Origin of the sequence: Propionispora sp. 2/2-37 (genome assembly GCF_001298735.1) — a bacterium.
In the GTDB taxonomy this organism is placed as follows: Bacteria; Bacillota; Negativicutes; order Propionisporales; family Propionisporaceae; genus Propionispora.
In genome coordinates this window covers 1-2632 of sequence record NZ_CYSP01000037.1, presented here as the reverse complement: position 1 = coordinate 2632, position 2632 = coordinate 1, and the positions used below count along the sequence as shown (strand labels likewise).

General features: G+C 42.7%; 3 protein-coding genes and 1 CRISPR repeat array. Of the genes, 2 read left to right on the top strand and 1 reads right to left on the bottom strand.

What is annotated here, in order from left to right:
* The coding region (locus P22_RS19805; RefSeq protein ID WP_082378576.1) for an IS3 family transposase at positions 1 to 877 on the top strand (877 nt) is incomplete at its 5' end.
* A gap of 103 nt (positions 878 to 980) precedes the next feature.
* Here the strand turns inward: P22_RS19805 and cas6 are convergent.
* Entirely contained in the window at positions 981 to 1736 is a 756-nt protein-coding gene (gene cas6 / locus P22_RS19800) for a CRISPR-associated endoribonuclease Cas6 (protein ID WP_216598123.1), read from the bottom strand.
* A 168-nt stretch (positions 1737 to 1904) separates the two neighbouring features.
* Positions 1905 to 2199: a CRISPR direct-repeat array (repeat unit 30 nt; unit sequence GTTTCAATTCCTTATAGGTAGTCTATCAAC).
* Positions 2200 to 2253: 54 nt separating this feature from the next.
* Between cas6 and P22_RS19795 the strand changes: the two genes are divergently transcribed.
* Positions 2254 to 2544, top strand: coding sequence for a transposase (locus P22_RS19795; protein WP_054261958.1), 291 nt, complete (start codon positions 2254 to 2256; stop codon positions 2542 to 2544).
* Positions 2545 to 2632 lie beyond the last annotated feature (88 nt).

The window sequence follows — 2632 nt, the reverse complement described above, 5'->3', positions numbered from 1 at the left end:
CCTACTTCGCGAAAAATCAGAAATAAAAAAGTTCGAGTTTATTTACGAGCATCGCTCCAAATTTCGGATTGCGAAGATGTGCCAGGCATTGCAAGTATCAAGGAGCGGTTATTATGCTTTTGTAAAACGGCCTCTTAGTCTTCGGCGTAGGCGTAGAAAAGAATTATTAGCAGCTGTCAAAGATGTATTTTATAAAAATCATCGGATTTATGGTGCGCCACGTGTTGCGGCCGCACTTCCACATGGTCAGAAAGCCAGTGTCAATACTGTAGCAAGAATTATGCGTGAGAATGGGTTGCGTTCAAAAACAACGAAGAAGTATAAGGCAACCACAAACTCCAAGCATTCCCTGCCAGTAGCAGACAATCTTTTGAATCGTGACTTTAGTACAATTCGTCGTAATGAAAAGTGGGTATCCGATATTACTTACATCAAAACAGACGAAGGCTGGCTTTACTTGGCTGCTTTGCTTGATTTGTACGATCATTCCATTGTGGGCTGGTCTATGGATAGCCGGATGAAAACGCAGTTAGTTACTTCAGCATTAAAACATGCAGTTAATCGAACGAGAGCATCAAAAGGACTCCTGGTGCACTCGGATCGAGGAGTTCAGTATGCCAGTAAACGGTACCAGAAACTTTTAAAGGCCAACGGATTCATCTGCAGTATGAGTCGAAAAGGTAATTGCTATGATAATGCACCAATGGAATCCTTTTGGGGTAAGTTGAAAATGGAATGGCTCTATGATGTTCGGTTTAAAACGCGGGCCGATGCAAGACGAGCTGTTTTTGAATACATTGAGTTATTCTACAATCGCCGGCGAATTCATTCAAAGAACGGTTTCGTTGCACCGTTAAAGCTGAAAGATGCAGCATAAATCTGCTACGGTATGAATTCGTTAGAAATTTGGGATTCTCTGTGTCTACTGAAGCTATGTAAGGTCACTATTATTAACATTATTCTACCTATAAGGATTCTCTCTATAAGCCGCCCACTCCGGGCGGCTTATAACATTTCACACATCCCATTCCCTGTGCATTCTTACTCCCCAGCCCCCCGTCTACCGCCATTTGCAACAGTTCCTGCGGGCCTTCTAAGCCTAATACGCCGGAATAGCCTTTGATAATGATGCCTTTATATCTTAATAAGTTCATTTTTACATTTCCTCTGGGCTTGATCTGCACCATGCCTTCCGGTGCGGGTTGACCATAGAAAGCTTTATACTTTTTTTGCAGGTTAGCCGTAATCATTGCGTCATAGTCAGGGTCGCCCGGCTGAAAATAAGCGGTATATTTCCTGCCGTCGGGCCGCAGCATGGTGGAGTATACGGTAATGGGCGACAGCGTTTTAACCAGAACGCTGCTGCCGTCTACCTTCATTTGCTCAGCGCTAATTTCGCAAATCTCCACCCAATGAGTCCCCAGACGCCAGCCACCCTGCTTAAGCAGTCCGTTTGCAAGGGATTGGATAAAGTCCATGACCGGAGAAGATATAACTAAATCAACATCCCCAGTAAAGGTAATCTGTCCGCATTGCTTATCCATAGTAAAGGGGCCCGTCAACCGGGAAAAGCTAAACAGTCGGAAAACCCGACCATCAGCTACAAAGCCTTGTCCGTGCAGACGATCTGCCAATTCTGCATCAATCGAGTGATAAATGGTACTTTGGACAATATGGTTATAATCAATCGCTAAGATTAGCTGATTGTCGGCCTTCATACGCAGAGTTATATGCAAATGAATCAATCCTTTAAAAAGTTAATAATAGAATCGGAATTATCTTAATGTACATGATTCACCCTACAATTTCATATTCCTTCCTCTAATCCCATGATATTACAAAAACGTTGCAATTTTCAGCAACGCTTTTATGTCATATTTTTACCCCTAGTGTCTTACTGTTTCGTTTCAATTCCTTATAGGTAGTCTATCAACCTTTGTATGCATTGATTTGTGCGTTGTACCTTTTTGGTTTCAATTCCTTATAGGTAGTCTATCAACGATCTGATCATCAGTCAGCCCCCTCCGGTTCATATTGTTTCAATTCCTTATAGGTAGTCTATCAACCCAGAAGTAAACCGGACAAATAACGCTTCTGATGGCAAGTTTCAATTCCTTATAGGTAGTCTATCAACGATTGAAACGGATCCAGGCACCGCATTCTTCTTTAGTTTCAATTCCTTATAGGTTGGACCGTAATGCCTTTTGCGGACATCAAGAATGGCTGGTACAATAAAGCCAGGAGGTGTCCGACATGAAAGGTCAGCGATTCGATGCAGCGTTCAAAAAAGATATCGTGAAACTCTACCTAAGTGGAGCTCGAACCTGCCCCAGTTTGGCAGCGGAACTAGGAATTCACGAAAATACGGTCTATAAATGGATTCAACAATATAAAAGTGATCCAGAACATGCTTTTCCCGGATCAGGGAATCTCAAACCCGATGAGGATGAACTCCGTAAAGCGCAACGACGCATTAAGGAACTAGAGAATGAAGTCGCTATTTTAAAGCAAGCAGCGGTATACTTCGCCAAGAACAGCAAATAAGATATCAGTTTATCTACGATTACCGCTCCCAATATGCTGTTAGCGATTTATGCCGCATTTTAAAGGTAGCCAGAAGCGGATATTACGC